This is a genomic window from Pseudokineococcus marinus (assembly GCF_013004605.1).
In the GTDB taxonomy this organism is placed as follows: Bacteria; Actinomycetota; Actinomycetes; order Actinomycetales; family Quadrisphaeraceae; genus Pseudokineococcus; species Pseudokineococcus marinus.
This window is the reverse complement of record NZ_JABEMA010000135.1, coordinates 1-8275: the sequence shown is the minus strand read 5'-3', so window position 1 is coordinate 8275 and position 8275 is coordinate 1. Positions and strand designations below refer to the sequence as shown.

General features: G+C 75.5%; 7 protein-coding genes and 1 pseudogene. 5 read left to right on the top strand and 3 right to left on the bottom strand.

The features are described from left to right. Positions 1 to 1095, top strand: a 1095-nt coding sequence (locus HLB09_RS09890) for a leucyl aminopeptidase (protein ID WP_171203216.1), incomplete at its 5' end; no start/stop codon positions are given. Between the two features lie 129 nt (positions 1096 to 1224). Here the strand turns inward: HLB09_RS09890 and HLB09_RS09885 are convergent. The 3 genes from HLB09_RS09885 to HLB09_RS09875 all read right to left on the bottom strand — a co-directional run bounded on the left by HLB09_RS09885 (position 1225) and on the right by HLB09_RS09875 (position 3217). Continuing rightward, positions 1225 to 1581 (bottom strand): GntR family transcriptional regulator, encoded by a 357-nt coding sequence (locus tag HLB09_RS09885; protein WP_171203218.1) that lies wholly within the window; start codon positions 1579 to 1581, stop codon positions 1225 to 1227. 79 nt (positions 1582 to 1660) lie between these two features. Continuing rightward, complete coding sequence (locus HLB09_RS09880) at positions 1661 to 2026, bottom strand: oxidoreductase (protein WP_212770861.1); 366 nt, start codon at positions 2024 to 2026, stop codon at positions 1661 to 1663. 111 nt (positions 2027 to 2137) lie between these two features. Then, the gene (locus HLB09_RS09875; RefSeq protein ID WP_322790114.1) at positions 2138 to 3217 is read right to left on the bottom strand and encodes an HNH endonuclease signature motif containing protein; all 1080 of its coding nucleotides are present in this window, start codon (positions 3215 to 3217) and stop codon (positions 2138 to 2140) included. Here HLB09_RS09875 and lpdA point away from each other — a divergent pair. The 4 genes and pseudogenes from lpdA to HLB09_RS09855 all read left to right on the top strand — a co-directional run. Then, positions 3195 to 4598: a dihydrolipoyl dehydrogenase gene (lpdA, locus tag HLB09_RS09870; protein ID WP_298803846.1), complete on the top strand. Its 1404-nt coding sequence runs from the start codon at positions 3195 to 3197 to the stop codon at positions 4596 to 4598. The genes HLB09_RS09875 and lpdA overlap by 23 nt on opposite strands. Before the next feature lie 79 nt (positions 4599 to 4677). Next, complete coding sequence (sucB, locus tag HLB09_RS09865) at positions 4678 to 6675, top strand: 2-oxoglutarate dehydrogenase, E2 component, dihydrolipoamide succinyltransferase (RefSeq protein WP_171203213.1); 1998 nt, start codon at positions 4678 to 4680, stop codon at positions 6673 to 6675. 154 nt (positions 6676 to 6829) lie between these two features. Continuing rightward, entirely contained in the window at positions 6830 to 7723 is an 894-nt protein-coding gene (locus HLB09_RS09860; RefSeq protein WP_171203212.1) for a TIGR01777 family oxidoreductase, read from the top strand. Between the two features lie 244 nt (positions 7724 to 7967). Next, positions 7968 to 8275: pseudogene (locus tag HLB09_RS09855) on the top strand (hypothetical protein); the annotation flags it as partial.

Below are 8275 nucleotides of genomic sequence, written 5' to 3'. Positions count from 1 at the left end.
CCGCGGGCGCGGGCTGTGAGCGCCCCCCGCCAGCTCGGCAGCCAGCTCGGCCGCACCGACCAGACCACCTCGGTCCTGTCCTGGCGGGCCCGGGCCAACCTCACCCTCGCGCTGCTCGTGGCCGCCGCCCGCGACCTCGTCAACGCCCCGCCGGTCGACCTCTACCCCGAGTCCTTCGCGGACGTGGCCGTCGCCGCGGGCAAGGAGCACGGCCTCAAGGTCAAGGTGCTCGACGACGTCGCGCTCGCCAAGGGCGGCTACGGCGGCCTCACGGGCGTCGGCAAGGGCTCGACGCGCGGGCCGCGGCTCGTCAGCGTCACGTGGTCGCCGCGGGGCGCCGCCGCGAAGGTCGCGCTCGTCGGCAAGGGCATCACCTTCGACTCGGGCGGCCTGTCCATCAAGCCCGCCGCGTCGATGGAGACGATGAAGTGCGACATGGGCGGCGCCGCCGCCGTGCTGCAGGCCGTCGTCGCCGCCGCGCGCCTCAAGCTCCCGGTCGAGGTCACCGCCTGGCTCTGCCTCGCCGAGAACATGCCCGGCGGGGGCGCCATGCGCCCCTCCGACGTCATCACGACCTACGGGGGCCGCACCGTCGAGGTGCTCAACACCGACGCCGAGGGCCGCCTCGTGCTGGCCGACGGCCTCGTCTCCGCGAGCGAGCAGCAGCCCGACCTCATCCTCGACGTCGCCACCCTCACCGGCGCCCAGATGGTGGCCCTCGGCAGCCGGGTCTCCGCCGTCATGGCCGACGACCCGCAGGTGGGCCAGCGCGTCGTCGCGGCCGCCGAGCGCTCGGGCGAGCAGTTCTGGCCCATGCCGCTGCCGGAGGAGCTGCGCGCGAGCCTGGACTCGCCGGTGGCCGACATCGCCAACATGGGCGAGCGCTACGGCGGCATGCTCGTCGCCGGCCTCTTCCTGCGGGAGTTCGTGGGCCGCACGGGCGGCGAGGGCAGCCCCCGCATCCCGTGGGCGCACCTCGACATCGCCGGGCCCGCCTTCAACGAGGGCAAGCCGTGGGGCTACACGGGCAAGGGCGGCACCGGCGTGGCCGTGCGCACCCTCGTGCAGGTGCTCGAGGACGCCGGCAAGCGCTGAGTCCCGCGAGCCGCGGCGTCCCGAGGACGCCGCGGCTCGACCCCGGCAGGGACCAGGGCGGACCGTCGGCCGGGAGGGACGTCTCCTTCCGGCCGGGGTCCTGGTCCAGCTGTGGTGAGGGCGGCGGCGTCAGCCTGTGGCGAGTGCGGCGCGGACGAGGGCCAGCGCGAGATCGCCGTCGACCCCGAGGCGCCGGACCCGCTCGGCGTACTCGGTCGCGGCCGCGACGGCCTGCGCCTCGGCGTCCGTGCCTGCGGCGACCACGGTCCCGGCACGGCCACGGGTCTCCACGACGCCGTCGGCCTCGAGCTCCTTGTACGCCCGAGCGACGGTGCCCGGCGCGACACCCAGGTCCTCGGCCAGACGCCGCACCGGCGGGAGCCTCTCCCCCGGCGCGAGGTCACCCGCGCCGACGGCCTCCACGACCTGGGCCCGCAGCTGCTCGTAGGGCGGCACGCCCGAGCCCTCGTCGACGCGGAAGGCGATCACGGTTGCACCCGCTGAGCGGAGCCCACATCAGGTCGCGCGCCGCCGGCGCTCGGGGACGCCGCGGACGGGAGGTCGCTCACCGTCGGCGCCGGGCCTTCTCCTCCGCCCGCTGGCGCGCGTTGTAGTCGCGCATGCGCTGCGGGTAGCCGGTGAAGTTGACGTCGTAGAAGGGCATGGCCAGGTCCTGGGCGAACTGCCGGGCCGTCCTCGCGTCGGGCACGCGACGCCGCGTCCACTCCCCGTCGGTGGCGATGAGCAGCAGCGTCAGCCCCGTGTCGTTGGTCGCCGGCTCGAGGTAGGCCTCGACGCCCACGCGGGTGCGCGCGAACTCGGCCATGTGCGCCGAGGACTCGCCGCGCTCCGCGCGCGGTGACGGGGCGCCCGCCGCCGACCCCGGCGACGCTGCGCCGCCCCGGCCGAGGAGCCGCGACCACCACGCCATGCCGTCCTCCTCCGTGCGCCGTGCGAGGCAGGCCCCCGCCGAGCTCACCACGGTAGCCGTGCCACCCGGGCGGCCGGTGCGGGTCGCGCTCCCGACCACGGACGACGGGCGTCACGGGTCGTCGCCGTCGTCACCGCACCAGGATCTGCCGTCCGCGAGGCCGCCATCACGGCCGGGCCGATGGCCAGGGCCGGCGCCCTCCGGCTCGACGTGGTGGTCGGGCTCACGACCACCGTGCTCGACGGCAGCGTCGGGCGCGCCAGCATCGTCGGGCGCGACGACAGCCTCGTCCTCCGGGCCTGGCTCGTCCGGGTCACCGGGGTCGTCGAGGTGATGGAGCTCGTGGGAGAGGTCTTCCAGTCGTGCTCGCCACGGGGGTGGGGTGGTGGTCGGTGGGGGGTCGCCGGGCCGGGTGATGACGGGTCTGCCGTCGACGACGTGGGCGACCAGGGCGCCGGTGTGGACGCGGCGGTGGTCGTGCCCGCACACCAGGGCCAGGTTCGACAGGTCCGTGGGGCCGCCGTCGGCCCAGTGCACGACGTGGTGGGCGTGGGTCCGGGAGACGGGGGCGTCGCAGTCGGGGGCGATGCAGCCCCGGTCGCGGATGGCGGGGGCGCGCCGCTGCGCGGGCGTGACCGTGTAGGCAGCGCGGCCGACGTCCAGCGGCTCCGAGCGGGACCCCAGGACGGCGGGCACGACCTCGGCGTCGCACGCCAGCCGGCGCACCGCTCCGGCCGACAGGGGGGCGTCGTCGGGCAGCAGGCCCGCCCCGGCGACCTGACCGGTGAGGGCGGTGAGGTCCATCGTCACCACGACCCGCGCCCGCGCCCCGCCCTCGGAGGGGACTCCCGTGGGGCTGCCCGGCGGGGCCGACAGGGCCTTGTCGGCCAGGGCGACGAGGGCGTCGGCGCGGCGCTGCGCCGCCGAGCGCAGGTCAGGCCCGTGCTCTCTCGACGGCTCGGGCGCCGCCAGCGCTTCGATCGCGGTCATCACCGTGGCCCGTGGGGGCGCGGCGGTCCCGCCGCCGCGCCGCGGGGCCCGGCCGCGTCCGGTTGCCGCGCTCGCCCGGGGTAGTGCCAGGATGGGCGGCGCCCCGGCGCCGCGGACGACCTCCGCGGGCGGGGGCGGACAGACGTCCCGCGACCCAGCGACACCCCAGGAGCCCCGCGTGCCCGAGTCCCCCGCAGACACCGTCTACGACGTCGTCGTGCTCGGGGGTGGCAGCGGCGGGTACTCCGCGGCCTTCCGGGCCGCCGAGCTGGGCCTGTCGGTCTGCCTCGTCGAGAAGGCCGAGCTGGGCGGCACCTGCCTGCACCGCGGCTGCATCCCGACGAAGGCCCTCCTCCACGCCGCCGAGGTGGCCGACTCCGCCCGCCACGCCGAGGGCTTCGGCGTCAAGGCCGAGCTCCAGGGCATCGACATGGCCGGGGTCAACAAGTACAAGGACGGCATCGTCAGCCGCCTCTACAAGGGCCTCCAGGGCCTCGTGAAGGCGCACAAGGTGACGATGGTCGAGGGCGAGGGCCGCCTCGTCGCCAGCGACGCCGTCGAGGTCGACGGCACCCGCTACCGCGGCAAGAACGTCGTCCTCGCCACCGGCTCCTACTCCAAGAGCCTCCCCGGCCTGGAGATCGGCGGCCGCGTCATCACGAGCGAGCAGGCCATCCGGCTCGACCACGTCCCCGAGCGGGCCATCGTCCTCGGCGGGGGCGTCATCGGCTGCGAGTTCGCCAGCGTGTGGAAGTCCTTCGGCGTCGACGTGACGATCGTCGAGGCGCTCCCCCGCCTCGTCGCGGCGGAGGACGAGGCGGCCTCGAAGGCCCTCGAGCGCGCCTTCCGCAAGCGCAAGATCGGCTTCTCCACCGGCGTGCGCTTCAAGGGCGTCACGCAGGACGACAGCGGCGTCCACGTCGAGCTCGAGGACGGCAAGACCTTCGACGCCGACCTCATGCTCGTCGCCGTGGGTCGCGGGCCCTCCACGCAGGGCCTCGGCTACGAGGACGCCGGCGTCACCCTCGACCGAGGCTTCGTCATCACCGACGAGCGGCTCCGCACCGGCGTCGAGACGGGCGCGGGCGGCCACGTCTACGCCGTCGGCGACATCGTCCCGGGCCTGCAGCTCGCGCACCGCGGCTTCGCGCAGGGGATCTTCGTCGCCGAGGAGATCGCCGGCCAGCAGCCGGCGCCGGTCGTCGACGCGATGATCCCGCGGGTCACCTACTCGACGCCGGAGATCGCCTCCGTCGGTCTCACCGAGCGCCAGGCGCGCGAGCTCCACGGCGAGGACGGCGTCGAGGTGCTCGAGTACAACCTCGGCGGCAACGGGAAGAGCCAGATCCTCGGCACCCAGGGCTTCGTCAAGCTCGTCCGGCAGAAGGACGGCCCCGTCGTCGGCTTCGTCGCCGTCGGCGACCGCATGGGCGAGCAGGTCGGCGAGGCCCAGCTCATCGTCAACTGGGAGGCCTTCCCCGAGGAGGTCGCCGCTCTGGTGCACGCGCACCCGACCCAGAACGAGTCCCTCGGCGAGGCCCACCTGGCCCTCGCCGGGAAGCCGCTGCACAGCCACAGCTGAGGGCCGGGGCGCCCCGCTCGACGCGCGGGACGCCAGCACCCGCACCGAGCCGTCCGACCCCAGAGGAACAGGAGACCCCATGTCCCAGTCCGTGCAGATGCCCGCCCTCGGCGAGAGCGTCACGGAGGGCACCGTCACGCGCTGGCTCAAGCAGGTCGGCGACGCCGTCGAGGTCGACGAGCCCCTGCTCGAGGTGTCGACCGACAAGGTCGACACCGAGGTCCCCTCGCCCTTCGCCGGGACGCTGCAGCAGATCCTCGTCGAGGAGGACGAGACGGTCGAGGTCGGCGCCGACCTGGCCGTCATCGGCGACGGCGAGGCCGGGGGCGGCGGTGACGCGGACCAGGGCTCGCAGGACGCCGCCCAGGACGAGCAGCCCGCCCCCGCGCAGGACCAGCAGGCGCAGGACGAGCAGCCGCAGCAGGAGGAGCCCTCCTCCGCGGGGCCGCAGGCGGCCTCGCCCCAGCAGGGCGGCGGCAGCGGCTCCGGGACGACGGTCGCGATGCCGGCGCTCGGCGAGAGCGTCACCGAGGGCACGGTCACCCGCTGGCTCAAGAGCGAGGGCGACACGGTGGAGGTCGACGAGCCCCTGCTCGAGGTCTCCACCGACAAGGTCGACACCGAGGTCCCCTCACCCGTCGCGGGCACCATCACCAAGATCCTCGTGGGCGAGGACGAGACCGTCGAGGTCGGCGCGGACCTCGTCGTCGTCGGCGGCGAGCCCTCCGGCGGCGACTCCTCCGGCAGCGGCGCGCAGGACCAGGGCGCCGGCGAGGCGCAGGAGGCCCCCGCCCCGGCCCCCGGCGAGTCCGACGACGCCGAGGACCTCGGCGACGAGGCGGCCTCCCGCGAGCAGGCCGAGGAGGACGCGGAGCGCAAGACGTCCTCGCGCGGCTCGGGCGCGGACGACTCCGGCGACCCGGAGGCACCGCCCGCCGGGCAGTCCGAGCCCGAGCAGGACACGCAGTCCTACACGTCGCCCGAGCCGCAGGTCCCGACGGGCACCGCCCAGCCGCAGGCCTCGGAGCCCCCGAGCGGCGGCAGCACCACGTCGCCGTCGTCGACGGGCAGCGGCTACGTCACGCCGCTCGTGCGCAAGCTCGCGCAGCAGCACGGCGTCGACCTCTCGACCCTGACCGGGACGGGCGTGGGCGGCCGCCTGCGCAAGCAGGACGTCCTCGCCGCGGCCGAGAAGGCCCAGCAGTCGGACCAGCAGCCCGCCGAGCAGGAGCAGCCCTCGGCCGGCGCGGCCGCCGCCCAGCAGGCGCCGTCCGGCTCGGCGGAGTCCTCCGCCGGCACCCGCGCCGACGGCCCCTCCGTCAAGGGCCGCACCGAGGAGGCGGCGCGCGCCGTCGCCTCCAAGCGGGGCACGACGGAGAAGATGTCGCGCCTGCGCAAGGTCATCGCCCAGCGCATGGTCGAGTCGCTGCAGGTCTCGGCCCAGCTGACGAGCGTCGTCGAGGTGGACGTCACCCGCATCGCCCGGCTGCGGGCCCGCGCCAAGTCCTCCTTCGAGCAGCGCGAGGGCGGGCGGCTGTCCTTCATGCCGTTCTTCGCGCTCGCCGTCTGCGAGGCCCTCAAGGCCTACCCGCAGGTCAACGCGAGCGTCGACGGCGACTCGGTCGTCTACCACGCGCAGGAGAACCTCGGCATCGCGGTCGACACCGAGCGCGGCCTGCTCGTGCCGGTCATCAAGGAGGCGGGCGACCTCAACCTCGCGGGCCTCAACCGCCGGATCGCCGACCTGGCCGAGCGCACGCGGACGAACAAGGTCACGCCCGACGACCTCGCCGGCGGCACGTTCACCATCACGAACACGGGCAGCCGCGGGGCGCTCTTCGACACCCCGATCATCAACCAGCCGCAGGTGGCCATCCTCGGCACCGGGGCGATCGTCAAGCGTCCGGTCGTCGTCACGGACGGCGAAGGCGGGGAGTCCATCGCGGTGCGCTCGATGATGTACCTGGCCCTCTCCTACGACCACCGCATCGTCGACGGCGCGGACGCGGCCCGCTTCCTGTCCACGCTCAAGGCGCGGCTCGAGGAGGGCGACTTCGCCTCCGAGGTCGGCCTGTAGGGGCGTCCCCCCGAGAGCACGACGTCGGCGCAGCCGCCGTCGGAGTCGACCGTCGCCACGCCCCCCCGGGCGCGGCGGCGGTCGACCCGCACCACCACCCGCACCACCACGACGGCCCGCCCCCGGGCCCTCCCGGCCCCTGGAGGTCGCGCGCATGAAGGTCGTCGTCTGCGGTGCCTCCGGCCTCATCGGCACCGCCCTGCGCGAGCGCCTCGTCGAGCGGGGCCACCAGGTGGTCCAGCTCGTCCGGCGCGAGCCCTCCGGTCCCGACCAGGTGCGCTGGGACCCGGCCCGACGCCGTCTCGACGCGGGCGCCCTCGAGGGCGTGGAGGCCGCCGTCAACCTCTCGGGGGCGGGCGTCGGGGACCAGCGCTGGACCCCGGCGTACCAGCGCGAGGTCCTCGCCTCGCGCACCGAGCCCACCCGCACGCTCGCCGAGGCCCTCGCCCGGCTCGAGCCCCGGCCGCGGGTCCTCGTGCAGGGGTCCGCGATCGGCGTCTACGGCCATCGGGGCGAGGAGGTCCTCACCGAGTCGTCCGCGCCGGGCTCGACGTTCCTGGCGGACGTCGTCCTGGACTGGGAGGCGGCCGCGCGCCCCGCGCAGGACGCCGGCATCCGCACCGCCTTCGCCCGCACGGGGCTCGTCATGGCCCCGGGCGCCGGCGCCTTCGGCAAGCTGCTTCCGCTCCTGCGCCTCGGCCTGGGCGGCCCCCTCGGCGACGGTCGGCAGTGGTGGAGCTGGATCACGCTCGAGGACGAGGTCTCCGCCCTGGTCCACCTCCTGGAGACCGACGTCGAGGGGCCCGTCGACCTCACGGGGCCGGCGCCGGTGCGCAACGCGGAGCTGACGCGCGCCCTGGGACGCGCCTTCGGACGGCCCACCCTCCTCCCGGTCCCGCGGCTCGCCCTGCGGGCGGTCGTGGGCGGCTTCGCCGACGAGATCCTCGCCAGCCAGCGCGTGCTGCCGACCGTGCTCCAGCGCAGCGGCTTCCGCTTCGCCCACGAGGACGTGGACGCCGCCGCCCGCTGGCTCGCCGACGCCGCCTGACAGCCGTCGCGGGCGTCGTGCCGCCGTCGTCTCGGACGCTCCGTCCTCCCCCTTCTTCGCAGGGCGGCACCCGCTGGATTGGTCCGCGCGCCGATGAGGACCCGAAGCGGTGGACTTCAGCGCCCGACACGCGTTCTCGCTGGTCAGGGGCCTGGTCCCGTGGTCTCCTAGGTCGCGGCGGAGCTCGCTCCGCCGGATCCGACGACGGCGCCGACGCCGTTCCCGACGACCGGAGGACACCCCCGTGATCAAGAAGACCCTCGCCCTCTCCGCGGCCCTGGCCATCACGACGCTCCCCCTCGCGGCCCCCGCGATGGCGGCGAGCAGCGGCACCACGGAGCTCACCGGCAGCCTCACCCAGCTCAACGACAGCGGCGCCAGCGCCGAGGTCACCGGGTCCATCACCGGCGACGAGCTGACGATCGACATCACGCCCCAGGGCCTGCTCGAGGGCGCTCCCCACGCGCAGCACATCCACATCGGCGGCACGAACTCCTGCCCGTCGAACGACATGGAGGGCTCCGGCGCGAACGGCGCCCTGCAGGTCACCGA